The organism is Lactobacillus amylovorus DSM 20531, from assembly GCF_002706375.1.
GTDB lineage: Bacteria > Bacillota > Bacilli > Lactobacillales > Lactobacillaceae > Lactobacillus > Lactobacillus amylovorus.
This window is the reverse complement of record NZ_CP017706.1, coordinates 865,056-888,863: the sequence shown is the minus strand read 5'-3', so window position 1 is coordinate 888,863 and position 23,808 is coordinate 865,056. Positions and strand designations below refer to the sequence as shown.

21 protein-coding genes, 1 pseudogene and 1 riboswitch are annotated in these 23,808 nt (G+C 37.9%); of the genes and pseudogenes, 12 read left to right on the top strand and 10 right to left on the bottom strand.

The window, feature by feature from the left end:
• Positions 1-39: 39 nt before the first annotated feature.
• Positions 40-762 carry a MurR/RpiR family transcriptional regulator gene (locus LA20531_RS04700; protein WP_056940388.1) on the bottom strand — a complete coding sequence of 241 codons (723 nt, stop codon included), beginning with the start codon at positions 760-762 and terminating at the stop codon, positions 40-42.
• A 195-nt stretch (positions 763-957) separates the two neighbouring features.
• Between LA20531_RS04700 and LA20531_RS04695 the strand changes: the two genes are divergently transcribed.
• Positions 958-2,295, top strand: coding sequence for a PTS sugar transporter subunit IIC (locus tag LA20531_RS04695; RefSeq protein WP_056940389.1), 1,338 nt, complete (start codon positions 958-960; stop codon positions 2,293-2,295).
• A gap of 77 nt (positions 2,296-2,372) precedes the next feature.
• Positions 2,373-3,284: an ROK family protein gene (locus LA20531_RS04690; RefSeq protein WP_056940390.1), complete on the top strand. Its 912-nt coding sequence runs from the start codon at positions 2,373-2,375 to the stop codon at positions 3,282-3,284.
• Positions 3,285-3,325: 41 nt separating this feature from the next.
• Here LA20531_RS04690 and LA20531_RS04685 read toward each other — a convergent pair whose 3' ends face one another.
• Both LA20531_RS04685 and LA20531_RS04680 read right to left on the bottom strand, forming a co-directional pair.
• A complete protein-coding gene (locus tag LA20531_RS04685; RefSeq protein ID WP_013437082.1) occupies positions 3,326-3,589 on the bottom strand; it encodes a hypothetical protein in 264 nt (87 codons plus the stop codon).
• A 28-nt stretch (positions 3,590-3,617) separates the two neighbouring features.
• Positions 3,618-4,982, bottom strand: a complete 1,365-nt coding sequence (locus LA20531_RS04680; protein ID WP_056940391.1) for an HD domain-containing protein — start codon at positions 4,980-4,982, stop codon at positions 3,618-3,620.
• A 114-nt stretch (positions 4,983-5,096) separates the two neighbouring features.
• Between LA20531_RS04680 and LA20531_RS04675 the strand changes: the two genes are divergently transcribed.
• From LA20531_RS04675 to LA20531_RS04660, 4 genes are all read left to right on the top strand, one after another.
• Entirely contained in the window at positions 5,097-5,498 is a 402-nt protein-coding gene (locus tag LA20531_RS04675) for a YwiB family protein (protein ID WP_056940392.1), read from the top strand.
• A gap of 46 nt (positions 5,499-5,544) precedes the next feature.
• On the top strand, positions 5,545-6,099 hold the full coding sequence (gene rpoE, locus LA20531_RS04670) for a DNA-directed RNA polymerase subunit delta (protein WP_056940393.1): 555 nt from the start codon (positions 5,545-5,547) through the stop codon (positions 6,097-6,099).
• A 125-nt stretch (positions 6,100-6,224) separates the two neighbouring features.
• Positions 6,225-7,844, top strand: coding sequence for a CTP synthase (locus LA20531_RS04665; RefSeq protein ID WP_056940394.1), 1,620 nt, complete (start codon positions 6,225-6,227; stop codon positions 7,842-7,844).
• A 129-nt stretch (positions 7,845-7,973) separates the two neighbouring features.
• Positions 7,974-9,269, top strand: coding sequence for a UDP-N-acetylglucosamine 1-carboxyvinyltransferase (locus LA20531_RS04660; RefSeq protein ID WP_056940395.1), 1,296 nt, complete (start codon positions 7,974-7,976; stop codon positions 9,267-9,269).
• A 142-nt stretch (positions 9,270-9,411) separates the two neighbouring features.
• Here the strand turns inward: LA20531_RS04660 and LA20531_RS04655 are convergent, their stop codons facing one another.
• Both LA20531_RS04655 and LA20531_RS04650 read right to left on the bottom strand, forming a co-directional pair.
• Complete coding sequence (locus LA20531_RS04655; RefSeq protein WP_056940396.1) at positions 9,412-10,836, bottom strand: C69 family dipeptidase; 1,425 nt, start codon at positions 10,834-10,836, stop codon at positions 9,412-9,414.
• 60 nt (positions 10,837-10,896) lie between these two features.
• Positions 10,897-11,721 carry an AraC family transcriptional regulator gene (locus LA20531_RS04650; protein WP_013437089.1) on the bottom strand — a complete coding sequence of 275 codons (825 nt, stop codon included), beginning with the start codon at positions 11,719-11,721 and terminating at the stop codon, positions 10,897-10,899.
• Between the two features lie 75 nt (positions 11,722-11,796).
• On the opposite strand from LA20531_RS04650, the gene LA20531_RS11555 reads away from it, so the two are divergent.
• Positions 11,797-12,042 (top strand): TMEM175 family protein, encoded by a 246-nt coding sequence (locus LA20531_RS11555; protein WP_236704173.1) that lies wholly within the window; start codon positions 11,797-11,799, stop codon positions 12,040-12,042.
• Positions 12,042-12,341 carry a hypothetical protein gene (locus tag LA20531_RS11550; protein WP_236704174.1) on the top strand — a complete coding sequence of 100 codons (300 nt, stop codon included), beginning with the start codon at positions 12,042-12,044 and terminating at the stop codon, positions 12,339-12,341. Before LA20531_RS11555 ends, LA20531_RS11550 begins: the two co-directional genes overlap by 1 nt.
• Before the next feature lie 98 nt (positions 12,342-12,439).
• Here LA20531_RS11550 and LA20531_RS04640 read toward each other — a convergent pair whose 3' ends face one another.
• From LA20531_RS04640 to LA20531_RS04625, 4 genes are all read right to left on the bottom strand, one after another.
• Positions 12,440-13,723 carry a nucleobase:cation symporter-2 family protein gene (locus LA20531_RS04640; RefSeq protein ID WP_056940397.1) on the bottom strand — a complete coding sequence of 428 codons (1,284 nt, stop codon included), beginning with the start codon at positions 13,721-13,723 and terminating at the stop codon, positions 12,440-12,442.
• A 7-nt stretch (positions 13,724-13,730) separates the two neighbouring features.
• The gene (locus LA20531_RS04635; RefSeq protein ID WP_056940398.1) at positions 13,731-14,309 is read right to left on the bottom strand and encodes a xanthine phosphoribosyltransferase; all 579 of its coding nucleotides are present in this window, start codon (positions 14,307-14,309) and stop codon (positions 13,731-13,733) included.
• Positions 14,310-14,382: 73 nt separating this feature from the next.
• A riboswitch (purine riboswitch) is annotated at positions 14,383-14,480 on the bottom strand.
• A 60-nt stretch (positions 14,481-14,540) separates the two neighbouring features.
• Positions 14,541-15,143 carry a hypothetical protein gene (locus LA20531_RS04630; RefSeq protein WP_056940399.1) on the bottom strand — a complete coding sequence of 201 codons (603 nt, stop codon included), beginning with the start codon at positions 15,141-15,143 and terminating at the stop codon, positions 14,541-14,543.
• A gap of 99 nt (positions 15,144-15,242) precedes the next feature.
• Positions 15,243-16,007, bottom strand: a complete 765-nt coding sequence (locus LA20531_RS04625; protein ID WP_233995166.1) for a helix-turn-helix domain-containing protein — start codon at positions 16,005-16,007, stop codon at positions 15,243-15,245.
• A 224-nt stretch (positions 16,008-16,231) separates the two neighbouring features.
• Between LA20531_RS04625 and guaA the strand changes: the two genes are divergently transcribed.
• The 3 genes and pseudogenes from guaA (at position 16,232) to LA20531_RS04610 (ending at position 22,353) form a co-directional block, all read left to right on the top strand.
• A complete protein-coding gene (guaA, locus tag LA20531_RS04620; RefSeq protein ID WP_056940400.1) occupies positions 16,232-17,782 on the top strand; it encodes a glutamine-hydrolyzing GMP synthase in 1,551 nt (516 codons plus the stop codon).
• Between the two features lie 201 nt (positions 17,783-17,983).
• Positions 17,984-18,742, top strand: a complete 759-nt coding sequence (locus tag LA20531_RS04615; RefSeq protein WP_056940401.1) for a hypothetical protein — start codon at positions 17,984-17,986, stop codon at positions 18,740-18,742.
• 27 nt (positions 18,743-18,769) lie between these two features.
• Positions 18,770-22,353: pseudogene (locus LA20531_RS04610) on the top strand (type IIG restriction enzyme/methyltransferase).
• On the opposite strand, the gene LA20531_RS11230 reads toward LA20531_RS04610, so the two are convergent.
• The gene (locus LA20531_RS11230) at positions 22,343-22,576 is read right to left on the bottom strand and encodes a hypothetical protein (protein WP_056940402.1); all 234 of its coding nucleotides are present in this window, start codon (positions 22,574-22,576) and stop codon (positions 22,343-22,345) included. The pseudogene LA20531_RS04610 and the gene LA20531_RS11230 sit on opposite strands and share 11 nt — an antisense overlap.
• 170 nt (positions 22,577-22,746) lie before the next feature.
• Between LA20531_RS11230 and LA20531_RS04600 the strand changes: the two genes are divergently transcribed.
• Positions 22,747-23,796, top strand: a complete 1,050-nt coding sequence (locus LA20531_RS04600; RefSeq protein WP_099202274.1) for an IS30 family transposase — start codon at positions 22,747-22,749, stop codon at positions 23,794-23,796.
• Positions 23,797-23,808: the final 12 nt, after the last annotated feature.

Here is a 23,808-nt window from a genome sequence, read left to right as displayed (position 1 = left end):
GCTGGTTGTACCTAAAGTGAAACAGAGTGTTTCATCTATTTATTGTTTTTCTTTTTCAATTAAAATATTGACGATTCCTTCAACCAAATACATTACAGGTACTTGTGAAGAAAAGTCGTAAGCTTCTTTTCTAACCATTTGTTCATGGTAGGTAAGGGAATAACGGCTCATTTTTGCGATAGCGCTAGTTTCATCGCCGGTGATGCTGATTAGAAGGATATCGTCATTGTTGACAAATCGATTGATCATTTCCACCATTTCAGTGGTATTGCCTGATACAGAAAAGCAAATAATGACGTTATTGGTAGTATTTTCCAATTTGGAAACGAGCGGATAGAACGGATCCGTGACAGGAGAGGTGTTTAATCCTAGAGCTGCCATCTTTCTTGCGGCATATTCTGCTAAAAAGGCTGAATCACCCATTCCGATAGTAATAATGTTGTCTGCTTGATAGATTTTATCTGCAACGATGTTCAGCTTGCTCAAAGTATCGCTAGGGAAGTTATCTTCGGTAACGTAATGTACTTTCACGTTGTGCAGGCTTTGGTGATTGTTTTTTAAATAAGCTTTGAATTCAGGGAAGCTGTTAAAACCTATCTTATGAATAAAGCGCATAACAGAAGAACTAGAGACGTGCGCTCCTTGGGCAATGTCTCTGACGCGCATGTAAATTACCTTATCATTGTTTTGTTCGATATAACGATAGATAGTCATATCAACGGTAGATAGTTTTGATAAATCTTTAAATCCAAAAAATTCCATAATCTTATTCCTTAATGTGAAAACTTTAAACTAATTGTACTATATTGGAACACTGTGTTCCAATCACGAAATATTGAGCTTAAAAACAGTATGATACCTATCTCCTCCCAAAGTCTTGTCTAATAGCAAACGCTTTCATAGAATTAAAGATGTCAAATGAAAACACGTTAATAAAAAAGTTGGAGGAATTTTTTTATGAAGAATTTTATTAACAATAAAATATTGCCGCCAATTATGAAGTTTGTTAATACAAAAGCTATTATTGCCTTAAAGGACGGTATGCTTTTGTCATTACCATTCATTATGATCGGTTCTTTATTCTTACTGCTTGCTTCATTCCCAATTCCAGCAGTTGCTAATTGGATGAATCAAACAGGTTTGACTCCATTTTGGAATCAAGCTTACAATGCTTCATTTGGTATTGTATCTGTATTTGCCGTTGTTGGTATTGCTTATCAATGGGCTAAGAATGAAGGGGTTGAAGGACTCCCTGCTGGTATGACTGCTTTCGTAGGATTCCTAATTTTGATGAATTCTACTACTCCAGTTATGAACGGAACTAAAACCGTTGTTTCTGCTCAACAGGCTCCAACTCTTTTAACAGGATTTATTGATCGTACTTGGCTTGGGGGTCAAGGGATGATCGCTGCGATCATTGTTGGTTTAGTTACTGGTTGGATTTATAGTTGGTTTGTTAAGCGTAAGATTACTATTAAGTTGCCTGAACAAGTTCCACCTGCAGTTGCTAACTCATTTATTGCTTTGATCCCAGCAGCTGTATTGACTGCATTATGGCTTCTTGTATATATCTTCTTTGAAAAGGTAGCTCATACTACTTTAACTCAATGGATTTACGCAACTATTCAAACACCACTTCAAGGTATAACCGACTCATTTGGTGGTATCTTAGTTTTGACTTTGCTAGTACCATTCTTCTGGTTCTTTGGTGTTCACGGTTCAACTTTGGTTGGTGGTATTGCTGGTCCAATTTTGAGTGCCAACGCTTTACAAAACGCAGCTATCTTTAAGAAATACGGTTACGTAGACGCTGCACACGGTGGTCACATCGTTATTCAAGGTTTGTTTGACCAATTCTCAACTGTAACTGGTGCAGGTATGACTATCGGTTTGGTTGTCTTCATGTGTTTCATGGCTAGATCAGCTCAAATGAGAAGTATTGGTAAGTTGGCATTGGTTCCTGGTATTTTTAACATTAATGAACCTGTATTATTCGGTGTTCCTATTGTTATGAACCCAATGCTTGCACTTCCATTCTTTATCATGTCACCACTTTCAGCTGGTTCAACTTACTTGTTAATCAAAGCAGGTATCTTGCCATACCTTAACGGGGTCCAGGTTCCATGGACTACTCCACCTGTAATTTCTGGTTTCTTAATCGGTGGTTGGAAAGTTGCTATTTGGCAGGCTATTATCTTAATCATTTCATTCTTTGTATATTTGCCATTTGCACGTAGCTATGACAACATGCTTTACAAACAAGAACAAGCTGCCAAAGCTAAAGAAGAAAAATAATTTAAAGTAGAAAAAATGAGCTTTTATCTCTATCATTTAATTTGTAGATAGAAGCTCATTTTTAATAGGGGAAAATAATGAAAAAATATCTCTCAATTGACATTGGCGGAACGAATCTGAAGTATGCCTTAATCGACGAAAAAGGACATATTCTAGAAAAAGACCGCGTTAAAACAGATGCAAAAAATCTTACTGCATTTATGGAAAACATGTATGAGGTGATCGATTCATATCAGGATCAATTTGAAGGTATCGCAATCTGTGCACCAGGTAAGATCGATACTGAAAATAAGATCATTTATTTCGGTGGTGCGTTAAAGTTCCTTGATGGTTTGAATCTTCAGGACGCATTAGAGGAGAAATATAATGTGCCAATCAGTGTGGAGAATGATGGCAAAGCAGCAGCTTTATCAGAGCAATGGCTTGGCGAATTGCGTGGAGTAGATACTGGTGTTGCAATTACTCTAGGCACCGGCGTTGGCGGCGGTGTCGTTGTTAATAATCATCTTTTGCATGGCTGGACTTTCCAAGCCGGTGAGCTTAGCTGGATGATTACTAATTCTGGTATCGGCACAAAGAACAAGGCTGCATATACTGGTGATAATTGTTCTGCCGTTAATATGGTTAAAAAGGTAAATCTAGCTCTTGGAAATAAAGATTTAGATGATGGACTTACTGCCTTTGAAGCGATCAATAATGGTGATTTACGTGCATTGGCAATTTTTAAACGTTACTGCCGCAACGTTGCGATTATGATTATTAATATTCAAACTGTGATAAATGCCTCGAAGTTTGTGATTGGTGGCGGCATCAGCAACCAGCCAATCTTGATTGAAGAAATCAATAATCAATTAGCTAAAATCCTGGAAATCAACCCAATGATTGGCAAGCAGATGATCCCACCAAAAATTGTTGCCGCAAAGCATGGCAACGATTCTAACTTATATGGTGCCTTGTATTCGCTTTTGCTTGAACTGAATAAGCAATAAAAAACAGCCTAGTTCGTTTGAACTAGGCTATTTTGATCTACTTATTTTTTAACGTCTGACATGAACTTAGCAATGCTTACGCTAGCTGCCGCAACACAAGCGACCATTGCTGTCTTACAACTAATGTCGACAATATCTTTGACTAAATCCTTATTTTCATGGATAAATTTGAAAGATGCATTAGTGTAATCCATGCAGTAGCCGTGAATAGTGTTCATCAGGTCTTTCACTTGAGTGTAGCCACTCTTTTCAGCACGTTTTGGTTCATCCTCTGGGTTGATTTGAGTTCTTACATCATTGTTCATAACAAATACCTCACTTTCACCTTATATTCTACTTTTTTCTAGGTCTTCTTAAGTACCTTAATGCACCATTTTTAATATATTTTTGAAATTGTTCATAAAGTGGTTCAAAGATTTGAGGTTGATCTTCGTTGTTAGACAACATTGTCTTAGGGAAGAAGAAACGCTCGTCACCTTGGAAGGTACCGTTTAAGGCGCAAACCAATGGACTTAATTGCGATAATTCGATTAAGCTACCATCATCTTGCATGATTTCAATTTGGCTGTTGGCATTTTTACCAGTAGGCTTGTAAGCATCGTAGGGTTCGTCAAAAGCTGAGTTAGTAGCGGTGTAGTAATCTGGGTTGAAGCCGGCTTGCTTGATCAAATTCTTCAATTTTGGCAACAAGTTCTTAGTTTCTTCATCGATTCTGACGCTAGCGAGTGGCTTTCTGTATAAATAGCGCTTGGCTAAATCAGATAAAATGGGATCTTGTGCTTCTGTCCACATCAAGAAGTTAGTTTCCATGACGCCGTCGTCTAACTTTAAGTAGTCTTCAAGCGTCCAGTTGCCAGCCAAAAACTTGGCCAAACTTGGTGTAACTTTTAAATTGCCTTCTTTGTAAATGTCTTGAGCACGTTCAAGCAAGTGGTGCAAGATAACTTCCATTGAACGACCAACGCGGTGGAAGTAGACTTGTTGGTACATTTGGTAACGTGACACGATATAGTCTTCTACCGCGTGCATCCCGTTATTGGTAAAGCAAATGCCACCTTGGTATGGGCGAATCACGCGCAAAATGTGGGACAAATCAAAGCGTCCGTAGTTAACGCCAGTGAAGTAGGCATCACGTTGCAAGTAGTCCATTCTGTCGGCATCAGCCTGACTTGAAATTATCTTAACTACTTGAGGGTTAGGGTAAGTTTTAGCAATTACGCTAGCAACTTGTTCAGGAAAGTTGGGCGCAACTTGTTTTAATGCCTTGTTGATTTCAGTATTAGGATCCTTGATGATCTTTTGCCCAATCTTTTCGTGGTTGGTGCCAAAAAGGTGCTCGAATGTGTGCGAATAAGGACCGTGGCCGATGTCGTGAAGCAGACCAGCACATTCTACTAACAGACGGTTATCATCGTCCCAGAGGCCGTCTCCTGGTATTATCGAAGGATATTTCTTTGCGAAGATATCGCAGATGCGGCGCGTTAATTCATAAACGCCCAAGTTATGTTCAAATCTGGTGTGCGTTGCCCCAGGAAAGACATAGCTGACAGGTCCAAGCTGCTTAATTCTGCGCATCCGCTGGAATTCTTTTGATTTTACGATATCGAAGATAACTTTATCTTCAATATGGATGTAGCCGTGCACCGGGTCACGGAGTACAACTTCTTGTTTTAGTTTTTCACTTTGAAATCTTGCCATAAACATTCACCAAGCTTGTTAATTTAATTTTTGAAAAAATATATTAAAATAGAGTATACCTATATAAATTATAGCAAAGATGTGTCTGAAGTGCTTAACGGAAGGGATGAGAGTGTGACTGATATTACAATCAATTTAACTAGCAAAATTACTCAAGATAACGATACTGAAACTTTTACCAGAACAGCACCAGGAAATATGACCGAAGACGGGGACATTATTCGCATTTCCTACGCTGAAGAGGGTGCAATTCCCGTCAAAGTGCTTTTAAAGGACGACAAATTGTTGATCAGACGAGGCGTTGATCACAACAACTACTCGTTCATGAAGTTTGTTCCCGGTGAAAAGGAGAGCTGCCGTTATGTAGTTGAAGGCAGACAAATGGATATGGTCAGCGTGACCAACCTGCTCGAATACACAGAAGATGAAGGTTCTCATAAACTTCGGGTTGAATATGACCTCTTTAATGGACTATACTTAATAGGTAACTATGCAGTCACGTTGATTTTTACTTAAACGCCTAGTAGAATAGTAAAGATTGTAAAAGAGAGGACGTACAGCTGTGGGATTAGACAAATTTAAAGACAAAAACCGCGACGAATTATCAATGATCGAAGTTGCTCGTGCAATTTTGGAAGATAATGGTAAGAGAATGGCATTTGCCGATATTGTTAATGCCGTACAAAAATACTTGAACAAGAGTGACGAAGAAATTCGTGAACGTTTGCCACAATTCTATACTGACATGAACACCGATGGTGAATTTATTTCCATGGGTGAAAATGTTTGGGCACTTCGCTCATGGTTCCCATACGAATCAGTTGACGAAGAAGTTAACCACCCAGAAGATGAAGACGAAGACGATGCACGTAAGCACCACAAGAAGGTTAATGCCTTCTTAGCCAGTGCAACTGGTGACGATGACATCATCGACTACGACAATGACGACCCAGAAGACGACTTAGATGCCACTGCTGATGATAGCGATGACGACTACGACGACGACGATTCTGATTACGATGAAGATAACGATGATACTGATGACGTATTGCCAGACGGTATCGAAGGTCAATTGTCACAATTAAACGATGACGATGATGACGAAGAAGATAATTAATTTGCTTGACGCTTGACTTAAGAAGAAAAAGCAGATAGTATTTTTCTTGGGCACCCTATGTGCGTTTAGCTCCCTAACTTGAGGGAGCTTTTTTGTTTGAAGGATAAATAATAAAGGAGCAGAAAATGACAAAATACATCTTCGTAACTGGCGGTGTCGTATCTTCACTTGGTAAGGGTATTACTGCATCAAGTCTAGGTCGACTTCTCAAGAATCGTGGTTTAAAGGTAACCATGCAAAAGTTTGACCCATACATCAACATTGACCCAGGTACAATGAACCCATACCAACACGGTGAAGTTTATGTTACCGACGATGGTACAGAAGCAGACCTTGATTTAGGTCACTATGAAAGAATCGTAGACGTTAGAACTAGCAAGTACTCTAACGTAACTACTGGTAAGATTTACCAAGAGGTTTTGGAAAAAGAACGTCGTGGTGACTACCATGGTGCAACAGTTCAAGTAATTCCTCATATTACTGACATGATCAAGAAGAAGATCATGCGTGCAGCTCTTACTACTGATTCTGACGTAATCATTTCAGAAATTGGTGGTACTGTGGGTGATATCGAATCAACTCCATTCATGGAAGCTATTCGTCAAATGCGTCGTGAAGTTGGTGAAGACAACGTAATGTACATTCACTGTACTTTAGTACCACTTCTTCACGCAGCTCATGAAATGAAGACTAAGCCAACTCAACATTCAGTTGCAGAACTTCGCAGCATCGGTATTCAACCAAACATGCTTGTTCTTCGTGCGGAAGAGCCAATCGACCAAGAACACAAGGACAAGATCTCAACCTTCACCGATGTTCCTGTTGACCGAATCATTGAATCAATTGATGCTCCTTCATTGTTCGATGTGCCTTTGGCTTTCCAAAAGCAAGGAATGGATCAAAAAGTTTGTGACTTCTTGCACCTTGAAAGTCCAAAGCCAGAAGCTGACATGGAAGCTTGGAAGAAGCTTGACGAACGTGCTAAGAGCCTGAAGCACAAGACTAAGATTACTTTAGTAGGTAAGTATGTAGAACTTGAAGATGCCTACATTTCAGTTACTGACGCTTTGCAACACGCAGGTTACCTTTACAACACTAAGATTGAAGTTGATAAGGTTCAAGCTGAAGATGTAACTGAAGACAACATTGCAGAAATCATGAAGAGTTCAGATGGTTTAATCGTTCCTGGTGGTTTTGGTACTCGTGGTCTTGAAGGTATGATCACTGCTATCAAGTACGCTCGTGAAAATGATATCCCATTCTTAGGTATTTGCTTGGGTATGCAAATGGCTAGTGTTGAATTTGCCCGTGACGTATTGCACCTTGAAGATGCCAACTCTGCAGAAGCTGAACCAGACTGCAAGAACAACATTATCGACATCATGGCTGACAAGCGTGACGAAGAAAATATTGGTGGTACTTTACGTTTAGGTCTTTACCCAGCTACTCTTAAGAAGGGTACTAAGACTCGTGAAGCTTACGACGACCAAGATGTTATTCAAGAACGTCACCGTCATCGTTTCGAATTTAACAACAAGTACCGTGACGCATTTGAAAAGGCCGGTATGGTCTTCTCAGGTGTTTCACCAGACAACCGCTTAGTTGAAATTATTGAATTGCCAAAGAAGAAGTTCTTCATCGCAGCTCAATACCACCCAGAATTCTTGAGCCGTCCACAACGTCCAGAAGGCTTGTTCAAGTCATTTATTGGTGCAGCTAGTGGTCTTCCAGCTGAAAAATTCTAGAATAATAGATTTGAATTATACAAAATCTTAAGAAAACAAGAACTGAGGGCCTCAGCTCTTGTTTTTTTTGCGAATATCCTTTAACATTATTATGATTAATTGAAAGTAGAAAAGGATTTGTTTTCGCCAATGAAGCAGATGATTATTCATGGTGGAAAGCCCCTGCAGGGTGATGTTTGGATTGGTGGAGCTAAGAACTCAACTGTTGCATTGATTCCGGCATCGATTTTGTCTAGAACACCGGTAACTTTGGAAGGCGTCCCAAGAATTGCTGATGTTGTTAACTTGATGGACTTGTTGAGTGAGATGGATGTGCATTGTGACTTCGGAGAGACAACTTTGCGCATTGATCCAACCGATATTAAGATGAGTCCTTTGCCAACTGGTAAGATTAAGAGTTTGCGTGCTTCATATTACTTTATGGGTGCACTTCTTGGTCGATTTGGCAAAGCAGTTGTGGGCTTCCCTGGTGGTGACGATATTGGACCACGTCCTATTGACCAACATATTAAGGGCTTTGAAGCCTTAGGCGCCAGCGTAAAAAATGAAAATGATCAAATTATAATTACGGCTCCTGAAGATGGCTTGCATGGTGCGAAGATTCACCTTAAGATGCCATCCGTTGGTGCTACGATGAATATTATTATGGCCAGTGTGACTGCGCAAGGCCAAACTATTATTGAAAATGCAGCCAAAGAACCAGAAATCATTGATTTAGCTACCTTCTTGAACAACATGGGGGCAGTTATTCGTGGTGCAGGTACTGACTCAATCAGAATTGAAGGTGTGGACATGCTTAAGGCACAAATTCCACATACAATTATTCCTGATCGAATTGAAGCAGGTACTTATGTATCGCTTGCTGCATGCATCGGCAATGGCATTCGTATTCATAATATTATTGAGGAACACCTTGATTCATACCTAGCTAAGGTAGAGGAAATGGGCGTTGTTATTGATGCGGATGAAGATTCACTTTATGTGTACCCAGCCGGTGATTTGAAGATGGTGCAAGTTAAGACTGATGTTTATCCAGGTTTTGCGACAGATTTACAACAGCCAATTACGCCACTTCTTTTGACCGCTAAGTCTGGTGAAGGCGTAGTGATCGATAACATTTATCCAAAGCGAATTGGTCATATTGCGCAATTGCAAAAGATGGGTGCTAACATTAAGGTTGAAGATAATATTATCTTGGCTCATCCAACCCCTCAACTTCACGGTGCAGAAGTAACTGCCGGTGAAATTAGAGCAGGTGCATGTTTAATGATTGCAGGTTTAATGGCTGCAGGAACAACGATAATCGACAAGGCAGGTAATATCTTGCGTGGATATGACCGTGTCGAAGAGAAGTTGCGTCAACTTGGTGCTGATGTGAGTATCAAAGATGACCCTTCCGTTCCCGGCATTTTAGATAATATCTAAAGCAGGACTTGCATAATTATTTTAGATTAGCAAAATCATATATTGTGGCGGAACAGCAGGGTAGGCTGTTTCGTCTTTTTTGTACAAAAAAATCGCATGACATTCGCCATGCGATTTTTATTATCTAAAATTTATTTTTTTACTAATCGAGCAAGTCGTACTTCAAAGTCATCAAGCCGTGACCTTCGTCAACCATTTGACCAAGAAGTTCAACAGTGTTGTTGTAAACGGTGTCAGCCATCTTTTGGTTAGCTGCAATAAGTTTATCTTGTAATTCCTTACCTGAAAGATCCTTAACTTCCTTGTCAGTGTCGTGTTGGATCTTGTGGCATTGTGCCAAACTCTTTTGTTCAAAGGTATCTTCAAGTTCGCCGTATACACGGTAGTTGGTGTCGCCAAGTTGTGCAGTCAACTTGTTAAGCCAGAAGATCTTGTTCAAGTTGAACTTAGGAGTAGTTTGGAAGCTTTCTGGAGTAGTAGTTACGTTGGTATAGAATGGCACCATTGAATTGAAGGTGTTTGGACCAAATGCCAACCATTGAACACCAGCGATTTCTGCAGGAACGTCGTTTCTGATTTGCAAAATGTGAGTTTCGAAGTTTCTGTTGATACCGATTGGACGGAAGGTCTTCTTTTGTTCAGGAGTACCTTGATCACCATATGCATCGTATGGAGTGTCTTGGTAGTGTGAACTTTCAGCCCACTTGATGTCTTCGATTGAGATCAAACGATTTGCGTGGCAAATAAATGGTTGATCTTGGTCAGCAGGAGTGCCACCGAAGTCTGGGTCGAAGTAGTTGTGGATGTACCAAGCACGTGGGTTGTTGTAGTGAGCATCCTTGATAGTTGATGAACCAAAGATGTGACGCATGTTGTAGCCTTCACGGTCTGGGTTCAAGTGGTATTCACTGATTAAGTCCTTCAAGTCGCTTGCTGCAGCGAAGTTGTCAGTGTCATCGAAGTCGAATTCATCGATGTTCAAACGATTTGGTGCGATAACGTAAGCATCGTCAGGGATGCGACGTGCGATCCAGTGGTGGCCACCGATAGTTTCAAGGTACCAAATGTTGTCCTTGTCTGAGAAGGCCATACCGTTCATTTCGTAGGTACCGTATTTTTCAACAAGGTAACCTACACGCTTAACACCGTCAAAAGCTGAGTGTAAGTATGGAAGAGTTAAAGTAACAAAATCTTCTTCACCTAAACCGCCTTCTGATGGGTCAAGAAGTGGGTCAACGCCTTGGATGCGTGAGTTGGTAGTGATAGTTTCAGTAGCAGTCATCGCAATGTTTTCAGCGTTGATACCAGCTGCGCCCCAAATACCGTTTTTACCTGAAACATCAGGTGCAGAGGTGTAACGAAGAGGAGTTGCAGCTAAATCTTCGTCGTCGATCTTTTGCTTGCTGATAACGCTAGTGTAGTGCTTAGGTTGGTCTTCTGGGTTAACTACCTTGAAGCCTTCAGGGATAATAACACGACCACCGTCTTCACTACGAGCGATCATAGTTGAACCATCAATAGTTGCTTTTTTACCAACTAAGATAGTAGTACATTCTGTTTGTTTCATTTGATCATTCCTTTACTAGATAAGATTTACTTCATATTAATATTGTATGCAAAAAAGACATTAATTTCCACGAAATACGTTAGGACTGACGCCGCTATATCGTTTAAATGCCTTGGAGAAGGTGAATTCGTCGCCGTAGCCGACCGTATGCGCGATTTGCTTTAAATTATGCGTAGTATTTTGCAACTCCTTCTTAGCGGCCTCCATCCGCAATTGCATCAGATATTTTTGCGGCGAAATCTTGGTATTCTTTCTAAATAGGGCATACAAAAAACTACGCGAAACGCCAAGCCGGTTGCAGAGCTCCACGATGTTGCAAGTAGGGTCGGTGTAGTTTTTGTTCAAATAATCAATAGCGATCTGGTATTGATCGACTTTAGGTGTCTTGCGAACCGGTGGGTGATCAGGAAATTCGTTGACGAGGTGATAGAAGAGCTGATAGGTGAGAGAGGCGATTTGAATGTTATTAAGTAGCGAGGTCTTCTTGTTTAAAATGCCGTAGATTTTATGTAAAGTCGTGAAGAACTTAGTGTTCTGAATCTGTCGCAAAAAGTTTTTATTAGGCAAATTAGAAGCCTTAATCATCTGGTTAGTGCCAGGACCGGCTAACCCAATCCAGAAATACTGCCATGGTTCATCATGATCTGCTTGAAAGTAGCAGGTTTGACTACGTGGAATGTAGAATAGGTCGCCTTCTTTTAATTTGACTGAGTGGTGGCCGCTTGAAGTAAAAGTGCCTTTACCCGACATGATGTAATAGAGGACATCGTTTTTGCGCAAATTATTGCCTTCGAAGTATTCATCAGGCTGACAAGCTTGCTCACCATAAAATAGAATATGGCTTTCGAGATTTTGATTGTTGAAATTATGATATTGGTTCGGCATATTTTCCTCGCTATTGAAAAACTTTTCTTCTATTCCTATTATAGAGAATGATTAAGATTAAGGGGAAGAATGAGTATGGAAAAAGACAAGCAGGATAGATTTTTTGAACGATTTCAGACATCGCTAAAAGAACACCTACTCACTTTTAACGATGGCGTGATTGCGATTATTATTACGATTATGGTGTTGTCGATTCCTGCACCTAGAAGTGACGGCGACTTTTGGTATGATGCGCACCGCATTTTTATCACCTTTAAAAGAGCGACGAAACAGGTCGTCATCGCAGATTTTTTCTACCGACACTATCGTTTATTCCCGTGATGACTAAGTGGATTATCATTGATCCTTCGCAAATGGCGCTAGCAGTCTACGGCGGCGTTTATCTGTTGGGGCAAATGTGTGCGCTTTGGATCTTTGTGGCTGGCAATTATGTCCGCGTTCATAAGGGAGCCGTTGGGCAGACCGCGTTAGTTAGAACGCTGTTGATCGGGATGCCGCTAGCTGTAGTTTTAATTCTTTTGCCTAAAATCACCTTAATCATGTACTTAGTTTTGCCCATCATTTCGTTCTTTGCACCTGATCGAGCACCTAGACAGTTTAGACATTATCATAAAAAATAAAACGCCTGATTTTTTGTCAGACGTTTTATGTAGGGTCTAAAGAAATATTTATAGAAAAAATATGTGAGATTTATAAATTATGAAATGGGATATTCAGCTTATTTGGCACCACTTCTTCCATTAAGTATAAGGTTAAGCAAAGTAGCACAAATGCTGGCTACTACGATACCGTTACCCAAGAACAATTGAATAGTTTGAGGAAGGTCTTGGAAAATTTGTGGGTAAACGGTAACGCCTAAACCTAATCCGATAGAGATAGCTACAACCAAGATGTTACGGTTGTTTTCAAAGTCAACTTTGGTTAACATTCTGATCCCTTGAACGGCGATCATGGTGAACATGACTAACATGGCGCCGCCTAAGACAGAATCAGGAATAATGGTTACTAAAGCGCCGATTTTAGGAAGAAGACCCATAGCCATCAATAAGCCGGCAGCCCAGTAGATTGGGCGTTTTGTTTTAATACCAGATAATTGAAGCAGGCCAACGTTTTGTGAGAATGTAGTGTAGGGGAAGGTGTTGAAAAGCCCACCGAAGACTTGTGCCAGTCCTTCGGCACGATAACCGCGTTTAAGGTCATCTTCGGTAATATCTTTATGAAGCAGGTCGCCGATTGCAAAGAAGACACCGGTTGATTCAACCATAGAAACCAATGCAATGATGATCATTGTTAAACAAGACGACCATTCAAATTCAGGCACTCCGAAGTAGAAAAGCTGTGGCAGGTGGAACCATGAAGCTTGCATAACTGGTTTTAAGGAAACAAGTCCCATGAAACTTGCAATAACGGTTCCGGCGATTAATCCGATCAAAACAGAAATTGAACGAAGGAATCCTTTGGTCCAGACTTCGATGGCAACGATGATGAGGATGGTAAGAAAGGCAGCGATAAGATTTTTCGCATCACCGAAGTCTTTGGCTTGAGCATTGCCACCGCCCATGTTTTGGACAGCAACAGGAATCAAAGTTAACCCAATAACTGTAATTAAAGTTCCTGTGACGACTGGCGGGAACAGCTTTTTAATTTTTGAGAACCAACCAGCGACTAGGAAAACGAAGATACCGGCGACGATGATTGCGCCGTACATCGTGTTGATCGAAAATTTTTGTCCGATCATTTCAAGTGGGGCAACAGCTTGTATGGCACAGCCTAAAACAACGGGAAGGCCGATACCAAAGTATTTGTTGCGGAATAATTGGATCATGGTGGCAAGACCACACATGAAGATATCAATGGAAACAAGGTAAGTCATTTGTTCGCTATTGAATTTAAGTGCGGTACCGATCAAAAGAGGAACGGCAACAGCACCGGAATACATGGCGAGCAGGTGTTGCAAACCTAAGACAGCAGCTTTTTTGTGACTAACTTCTTTTTGTGCCATTTTTTATTTATTCTTCTCCTTCGAAGTGTACTTTACCGTCTTTGAAACTGTCGATACTTGCTAGAGCTTCAAAGCGTAAGCCTTCGTTTTTAACCCAGTCGCTTCCGCCTTGGAAGGTTTTGGCAACGACGGCACCGACACCAACGATGTCACAGCCGGCTTGTTTAGCAATGTTAACCATACCTTTAACGGCTTCACCGTGGGCAACGAAGTCATCAACAATTAAAAGGTGTTCACCTTTGTGTAAGAATTTTTCTTCAACACAGATCTTGTTGGTAACTTTCTTGGTGTATGAGAAGACATCTGCCCAGTAAACTGCGTCGTTAAGAGTAGATGGCTTCTTCTTTCTGGCAAAGACCATTGGCACGCCCAATTGATAAGCGGTCATGATGCCAGGTGCGATACCTGATGCTTCACAGGTCAAAATCTTGTCGATTTTTTCATCGGCGAAAAGTCGCTTGAATTCTTCACCAACTTGTATCATTAACTTGGGATCAACTTGGTGGTTCAAGAATGAGTTAATCTTAAGAACATCGCCGTCTAAAACTTCCCCATCTCGTTTAATTCTGTCTTCTAATAACTTCAACTACTTAATCCTCCTAAAGAAATAAGGACCTCTTCTACCTACGTTTAGGTAAAAGAAGTCCTTAAGATGTTTTTCTTAACTTTCATTCACCTATAGTCCACCATTTACGGTAGTGGGTAGAAACTGTCGACCTTATTTCGACGATATATAGATATTCTTGTGTTGGTTTAATAGTAACAAAATACATTGCCGAACACAAGTGAAAAATTAAGCATTAATGTTCGATTATTTCTAATCGGAGGCGACGTCGTCGCTTTTCATACTGAAGATTTTTTCTAAAATGCCGTAGGTAATTCCGGAGATAGGCCAAACGATCCAGCTGTGTTCCCAATTTTCAGTAGAGAAGCTGTAGCCAAGATAAATGGCGGTCATGATTAGCCAGTAGATAGTAGCGTATTTGCGCATCTTTTTACGGCCCAGCTTATTTTGCGGCGTGTAGTCTTTAACTTGAAGAAGAATGTCGTAGCCATCTTCGATGGTGTTAGTTTTGACAAAGAAGAAAACTCCGATAGCAATTAAAATCAGGGTGATGGCAACTGAACCGGTCATTAGTGAATCGATTTGATTGCCGGAAAGATGTTGGGTGAAGAATGTGCCGCAGAGAATTGGAATGGCGGAGATGATGCATAAAACGGTGGCGGTGATCATCATTGCTGTGTAGGTTGAAGCATATTGTTCTTTTTCGGCTTCAACTTGTTTAGTCGTTTCCTCGTCTAGAGTGCAGTTCTCGTATTCTAGTTTTTCATAGATTTTGATGTAGCGATTAGATGCGATGAAGAATGCGGCACCGGTAGCGACGATGATCAGTAAAATGATGACGCCTAATGCAGTCATCGTGTCTACTGATGGTGTAGATGAACCAAGCTTGGCAAAGCTAATGAGCGCAAGAAGGGGAGCCGAGCTTAGAATGCAAAGTAAAAATTAAATAAGCGACTAATGATATTTCAAAAATAAAGCCTGAAACGTTATCAGCGATGTTAGGATCCGGAACGTAATGCCGAGTAAGACAAAGGTAATAACTAATATTGCCCAAGTCCAGAGGGTTGAAAGTGCTAAGGTCCAGATCACTATAAGTGGAATAATAGCCAAGACGCAGAGAACTACGCCGATAATAATTCGTTGATTGTTATCCTCTCTAAAGTCGTAAGCAGAAAGGTTAATTAAATCTTTTTGCGCGGTCGTTAAATCGAATTGCTCTTGAGTAATTGCTTTATATTCGCGCATTATTAATCTTCCATGAATAAAGCAGCCCAATGCAATGGCAATAATAATAACAGGTAAGACATAAGATACTGTCCCTAAAATATTAGGAGAGATAAATGTGAAAGAAGAAAATAGACAAAATGCTGCAATTGATAGAAAAATTAGAGCAAGAGCTAAACTTTCAAAATGAGCTGCATTTTTTGCAACTTCCAAATATTGAGTGATTTCATGATCACTAATCTTGGGTATTTTTTTAGTTTCTTCTTCCGTTGTTTTCCCGGGTAATTCAAAAGAAGGTGTACCATTTTTTAATAAATAATCAGTGGTAACACCGAATAATTCTGATAAATCGACAATCTTTTCAATATCAGGAATCGATTGATTACTTTCCCACTTAGAAACGGCTTGGCGACTGACATTCATTTTTTCAGCCAAAGCTTCTTGAGAAAGACCAGATTTTTTGCGTAATTCTGCAATTTTTTGACCTAGTTTCATAATTGGTCGTCCTTTCTGTTTTGGTGATGATTTTAATTTATAAAAAAGATTAGTTGCTAACAAGAACTTTTTGCTTGCGTCTTAGGCAACTAGCGGTTGCAACTGGTAGTTGCATTACCTAAAAGCTGAACATTTAACTTCGGTTTCATAAATATTGATTGACCTTTTTGAAAATTCCTAGTAAAGTTGATTAAAAATGTGTAGTTGAAAAGAGGGAGAATCAAGTGGCTAAAAATCTAGACGATTTTGACAAGATTATTGTTCTTGACTTTGGTAGTCAATACAATCAATTAATCACTCGACGCATTCGTGATTTTGGCATCTACTCAGAACTTTTGCCCCACGATCTTTCAATTGACAGGATCAAGGAAATGAATCCTAAAGGAATTATTTTCTCAGGTGGTCCAAACAGTGTTTATGACGATGGTGCTTTGAAGGTTGATCCTGAAATCTTTAAATTAGGTATTCCTATTTTGGGTATTTGTTACGGGATGCAACTGATGAGCTATGACTTGGGCGGCAAGGTTGAACCTGCTGATAACAAGGAATACGGTAGAGCAAACATTACTGTCGAAGATCCAGACAGTGCTTTATTCAAGGGCTTACCAAGCAAGCAATACGTTTGGATGAGCCACGGTGACTTAGTAACCCAAGCACCTAAGGGCTTTGAAGTAACTGCTTCAAGCAAGAACTGCCCAATCGCTGCAATTGATAACCCAGACAAGAAGTTCTACGGTATCCAATTCCACGCTGAAGTTCGTAACTCAGAATATGGTTTGGACATCTTGAAGCGTTTTGCCTTTGACGTTTGTGGTGCCGTAGCTAACTGGACGATGGATGACTTCATCGACATGAAGATTGGCGAAATCCGTAAGGAAGTCGGTGACAAGAAGGTTATCTTAGGTCTTTCTGGTGGTGTTGACTCAAGTGTTACTGCCACTTTGCTTCACAAGGCAATTGGTAATCAATTGACTGCTATTTTCGTTGATCACGGGATGCTTCGTAAGGACGAAGGCGACCAAGTTATGAAGGCTTTGAACAAGGACCTCGGTGTTAACATTATCCGTGTTAACGCACAAAAGAGATTCTTGGACAAACTTAAGGGCGTAACTGATCCTGAAAAGAAGCGTAAGATCATCGGTAAGGAATTTATCGAAGTCTTCAACGAAGAAGCTAAAAAGATTAAGGATGTTGACTTCTTAGCACAAGGTACTTTGTACACTGACGTCATTGAGTCAGGTACTAATACTGCTCAAACTATCAAGTCACACCACAACGTAGGTGGTCTTCCTAAGGACATGCACTTTAAACTTATTGAACCACTTCGCAAGTTGTTCAAGGATGAAGTCCGTGAACTTGGTGAAAAATTAGGTATTCCACATGACTTGGTATGGCGTCAACCATTCCCAGGTCCAGGTCTGGGTATTCGTGTTCTTGGCGAAGTTACCGAAGACAAGCTTAAAATCGTGCGTGAATCTGATGCAATTTTGCGTGATGAAATCAAGCGTGCAGGATTGCAAGAAAAGATTTGGCAATACTTCACAGTTCTTCCAGGCATTCGTTCAGTTGGTGTTATGGGTGATGGCCGTACTTACGACTACACCATTGGTATTCGTGCCGTAACTTCAATTGATGGTATGACTGCAGACTTTGCACAAATTCCATGGGACGTACTTGGTCACATTTCAGATAGAATCGTAAACGAAGTAGATAACGTTAACCGTGTAGTTTACGATGTAACCAGTAAGCCACCTTCCACTATTGAATGGGAATAATATAGCTATATTACTTAAAATTGAAAGGGCTATATAAAGGCATTTGTAGGAACTGAAATAAATAAAAAACTACGTTTAACAATATGGTTGTTTGCCAATTGTTTGCCAAAGACTCTTAGTTATTGCTAGGAGTCTTTTTTGATAAGTAAGTGTAGGTTAAAATTATTAAGGTTAGTTATGTAAGAAATATGGAGAATTTGTGTGTGTGATATTAGAAATATTGTGATACCGATCAGAGTAACTGAAAATAAGTATTTGAAAAGTAGTCTAAAAGATACTGTTCATTTTGGAAAGTTAATGTACTACACAAAAATTGAGGGTGAAGGTATTGGGGATGATTCTGAAGATAAGATATTTGGTAAATCAAAAAAAGATATTACTACAATTACTATAAAAGATCCAAAGAATGGTCGAGAATGGACCATACCCGGCAAAGACCTTACTCAAGATCCAAAGATTGAATTTAAATTGAACAATGAAATTAAAGAAAAAATAGGAGTAGCTTGTTTTTCACTTATAACTTTTGAAGATTTTGAATTATACAGTACTTCTGATAATCAAAAGCATTTCAGACTTAAAGCGAAAGCTTTAGATGACATAAAAAAATACATTCAAGAAAAAGAAAAATTTACTGGCAATAAATGTAGTTTAATTGTTTATAATCCTTCAAATTTTTTAAATTCGATAAGAAATTCAGGCTATGAAGCAAATAAAATAAAATATTATGATCCATATAATTTGTCAAGATTTTTTGAGATCAAAGATGGGGATGAACCGTATTATTATTTCAAGCCAGAAAGCTTTAAGTATCAAAGAGAATACAGAATAGTTAAAATAAATAAGAAAGATTTTCCAGAGAATGGGGAAAATGTAACTGTTGATGGAATAAGTAAAGATGCTACGATTATTTCTGAAAATCAAATGAATAGTATAGAAATAATGATAAATGTTAATAACTGATATTAGTATCAATTTAAGGAATAGATTATGTCAACTATACAGAATTTAAAGCAAAGCATTAATCGTAATGTTGAAGCGATTATGCCTCAAGATGACCAAAAAGAAGAATTTACCAAAGCGCTTGAGGAATACTATAGAAAAATAGCAGAAAACCAAAAACAAACAGAAGAATTTCAAAAAGGAATATTCCGTGATTTCTTAGAAAAGGTTATTCCTAACAAATTTATTAATACTAGCGAAAGAATTGATTTAGCTATTTATAATGGTGAAACCAGTAAAAGTAAGGTTGGCGTCATCGTTGAATATAAAAGACTTTTAGGTAATGAGTCTGAAATGATGAGCAAACATCATCTAAATGTTAAAGCTTTTAGAGAACTAGTTGCTTATTATCTAAGAGAAAGAATCGTTAATGGAAATTTAGAAGTTAAGAAAGGAATTGTAACTAATGGTTATGATTTCTTTGTTATTGATTCTAATGAACTTGAAAAGTATTTTTATAAAAATAAAAAGTTAGTTGATCTGTTTAATAAGTTAGAAGCAAGACAACTATCTAGTACCAAAACTGATTTCTTATTTGATGAGGTTATTGCTCCAGCAATTGATAAGGCTTTAACTAAGCCAATTAAAATTGGTTATTTTGACTTGAGAGATTCCTTAAAAGCTAATTCTAATGAGTTTAAAAAGCAAGACATAACCCGTCTTTATAGATTCTTTAGTACTGAAAACCTTTTAAATGAAATGGTTTTTGCGGACTCAAATAGCTTGAATAAGAATTTCTACAATGAGCTTTTATACATTATGGGGCTTCACGAAGAGAAGAAGAGTGGAAATAAGGTTATTAGTAGATTTAAAGAAGGAAAAAGACAAGATGCTTCTTTAATTGAAAATACTATTGAACAATTAGATATAAATGATGTTCCAGAAAGTCAACAATTTGATATTGCCATGCAATTGAATGTTGTGTGGATCAATAGAATTCTATTCTTGAAACTTTTGGAATCTTCTTTAGTTAGTTTCAATCATAGTGATGATTATAAGTTCATGAACTCTAAAAAAATCACCTCTTTTGATGATCTTAATGAACTTTTCTTCCTGGTAATGGCTAAGAAAGTAAAAGACAGAAGAGATAGAATAAAAGAAAAATTCCCATATGTTCCTTATATGAATAGCTCTCTATTTGAAAGAACAGAACTTGAATCTTCAAAAGAAGGTATAAATATTAATGGATTACGCGAAGGTGAAATAGAGGTCTATTCTAAAACAAAATTAAGGGATGCTAATGGTAAGAAATTAACAGGTAAGATTCAAATTTTAGATTATCTTTTCAAGTTCTTAAATTCATATGATTTTACATCTGCAGTAGATGCCAAGAGCAAGAAGAGTCAAGACCAATTAATTAATGCATCTGTATTGGGGTTAATCTTTGAAAAGATTAATGGTTATCATTCTTTACACCAGGCAAAATAACCATGTATATGGCTAAAAGAGCAGTTAGACAAGCTGTTCTCACTAAGGTCAATGAAACTTTAAAAACTGATGCTAAGAGTATAACTGAACTAGGATACATTACCAGAGACTATCATTTTTCTGTTGAAAATCGTAAGAAGATTAGTGATGCAATTGATGAATTAAAAGTATTAGATCCCGCAGTTGGTTCAGGGCATTTCCTTGTTTCTGTGCTTAATGAATTGATTGCTATTAAAGCATCCCTTAGAGTGCTATTTGATGCCGATGGTAATTTATTAAATGATATTAGTTGTACCGTAGCTAATGATGAATTAATTATTCAAGATGAATATGGTAATAACTATTCTTATGATGCTAATAAGCCTAATTCATTAAGAGTGCAAAAAGCACTGTTCCAACAAAAAAAGACAATTATTGAAAACTGTCTTTATGGTGTGGATTTAAATCCAAACTCTGTAAATATTTGTCGTTTAAGATTATGGATTGAACTTTTAAAGAATGCATATTATTCAGAAGATGATAATGGGCATAGATATCTAACAACCCTTCCTAATATTGATATTAATATCAAAGTTGGGGATAGCTTGATTCATCGTTATGATCTTACTGATAAATTTGATCTCCGTAAAAAAGACTTTAAGCAATATGTTGAGTTAGTCAAACAATATAAAGATACTAGTGATAAAAACATTAAATCTGAAATTAATGGCAAGATTAATAGTATTAAAAGTACTTTTGTGAACAGCTGGAGATCTCCTGAAGCTGAAACATATGATAAAGCACTTGCAGAATTAGCAGGAACTACTAACCTTTTTGATCAAAAAGGTGATAATAAGAAAATTGCTGAATTGAGACAAAAAGTTAGAGAAGCAAAAGAAAGCTTTGAAAATAGAAAGGGAGATCCCTTTTATAATAATGCGCTTGAATGGCGTTTGGAATTTCCAGAAGTTTTAGATCAAGATGGGGATTTTGTCGGCTTTGACATTGTTATTGCAAATCCACCATATATTTTTGCAAGAAATCAGTCATTTGATGATAAAACGAAGCAATATTATCTTTCACATTATGAAGTGGATGAATACCAAGCTAATACTTATACGCTGTTTATGGAATTGGGTTATAACTTATTAAAGAAAAATGGTACCTTTGCTTATATCGTGCCTAATAATATGCTGACTATCAATACAGATTCTAAAATGCGAAAGTTTTTGATTAATAAAATGGGTGGATTAATTATTATTAATTCTTTAGATAAAATTTTTGCTGATGCTAGTGTTGATAATTGCTTAGTATTTGGTACTAAGACAAAACCATCTCAAATAACAGTAGGTGAATTAATACAAGATGATTACCAAACTTTAGGTACAGTTAATTACAAATTTTTTAAGGATGAGTCTGTAATTAGTATTTCAAAAGTAAAGTATAGGAAATATACTGATGCTTTTAATAAAATAAACTCTTTTAATTCTATATCTGAAGAAAATTTGGCAGTAGTTAAAGCAGGTGTAAACGTCTATGAAGTTGGTAAAGGCATCCCAGCGATGACCAAGAATGATATTAAAGAACATATCTATGAGGCCGATTTTCAAAAAGATGAAACGTATAAACCATATTTTATGGGACGAACAATTGATAGGTATCAACTTAATTGGGATCATAAATATTTGAAATATGGACCAAATTTAGCAGCAATGAGAGATCCAAAGATTTTTCAAGGAGAAAGAATCTTAATCAGGCAAATACCTACAATGAGTGAGCAGGCAATACTTGCTACTTTTACTGATAAGAATTTTATTAGTGATAGAACATCGATTATACTCACAGATATTAATAAAATTAACATATATTACTTGCTAGGTGTGATTAATTCAAAATGCTTAACATTATGGTTAATAATGAAGTTTGATAAATTTCAACGGAAAACATTTCCAAGATTAGTAAACACAGATGTTAAACAATTCCCTATACCAATAGCATCACAAGTTTTACAAAAGCAAATTGCAGATGTGGTCTCATTGATTATCAGTAAAGCAGAATCTAAGCAAGATTACTCTAAAGAAAATGATGAAATTGATGAATTGGTAATGGATGCATATGGATTAACTGACGAAGAGAAGCAAGAAGTTCGAGATTTTACTTTTTAAGATTAAAGCCAGGTGTATTGAGTAAATCATTATTAGATTTAATTCTATAAGGCATTTCATGTAAAAAATCTAAAATAGCTTTGACTGATATCAAATATACAAAATTTGCTTCATTGATTTGAACGGGTATCCAATTTGGACTTGTAATATCGTAGTATTTTTCTGAAAAATAATGATCTATGGAATTTCCAATTATCGTATTGATTGGTTTTCCAGTTAGCACATCATTGTAGAAGGGAAAATGGGCTTCTTCTATATAATAATTAATTTTTTTGAAAAAGTTATTTCCGCCGATTGTAAAATCAAATTGAACACTTTAGAAAAATAAAAAGTCCATTTGGACCTGTTTGATAGAATGTTAATAATCACAAAAACATCTATTGGAGGTCACAAATGGACTCTTTACATTCTATCATGCCTAAGCACCAAAAGGGAAAGCATTTATCATTTGAACAACGGGTTGTTATTCAAACCCGTATTAAAGACGGTTTCTCTCTTAGGGCTATTGCTCGTGAGCTTGATTGCTCTCCTTCTACTATCAGTTATGAGGTTAAACGTGGTACTGTTTTGCTTTATCATGGTAAGAAAAAACGCTATAAGGCACAACAAGGTGATAAAGCTTACCAAATACATCGTAAGAATTGCGGTCGTAAATCAGATTTCTTAAAGAAATCTGACTTTATCAAATACGTTAATAAGCATTTCTGCGAAGATGGCTGGTCTCTTGATGTATGTGCCAATCGCTGCTTAGCTTTAGGAGAATTTTCTCGTGATCAGGTAGTTTGCACTAGAACCTTGTACAACTATGTAGATCAATGCTTAATGGGTATGAGAAATTCTGATTTGCCAGAAAAGTTAAAGCGCAATACTAAAATACATCGCATTCGTAAAAATAAGAAAAAGCTTGGCCGAAGTATTGAAGAACGTCCCAAGGAGATCAATGATCGTAAAGAATTTGGCCACTGGGAATGCGATTTAGTCTTAGGACATAAAACTAAGGATGATCAGGTACTGCTAACTTTGTCTGAACGAATGAGCCGTGAATTTTTAATCTTGCGTATTCCTGATAAGACAGCCGCCAGTGTGATGACTGCTTTTCAGGCTCTGCGCAAACAGTATAGTGAACATTGGAATGACATCTTTAAGACAATTACAACTGATAATGGATCAGAGTTTGCGGATTTATCCAATCTGGAGACAGTTTCAAAAACCCTGGTTTACTATGCTCATCCATATACTTCTTGTGATAAAGGCACTGTTGAAAGACACAATGGCCTTATTCGCAGATTTATTCCCAAAGGTGATTACATCAATAACTATTCTCTTCAAGATATCATTAATATTGAAACCTGGTGCAATTCACTACCAAGAAAGATCTTGGCATATCATACTCCAGATGAAATCTTTGAGAAAGAATTAGATCATATCTATCAAGCAGTATAAATGTTCAATTTA